At 69.7% G+C, this 244-nt stretch carries 1 protein-coding gene; it reads right to left on the bottom strand.

The features are described from left to right. Nucleotides 1-244, bottom strand: a 244-nt coding sequence (locus AB1471_RS17770; protein WP_367781040.1) for a hypothetical protein, incomplete at both ends; no start/stop codon positions are given.

Below are 244 nucleotides of genomic sequence, written 5' to 3'. Positions count from 1 at the left end.
CCGGCTGGTTGCACATCATCTCGTGGGCCTTGACCCGGGTGACGTCGCCGGCCTGCTGGGCCCAGCGCGGGTCCACCCGGTCCAGATCGCCGCGGATCCACGCCCGGTCGGCGTAGGCTTCCTTGTGCCGGCTGGAGGTGATGGTCTCGAACGACGTTTTCGCGTCGTACCCGGTCCGCCGTCGGTAGATCTTCGCCCACTCCTCCTGCGCGGCCTCCATGGCCTCCATCGTCGAGGCCGGTCG

The sequence above is a fragment of the Jeotgalibacillus marinus genome, from assembly GCF_040801915.1.
Taxonomy (GTDB): Bacteria; Bacillota; Bacilli; order Bacillales; family Jeotgalibacillaceae; genus Jeotgalibacillus; species Jeotgalibacillus marinus.
This window is presented reverse-complemented; position numbering and strand designations above follow the sequence as displayed.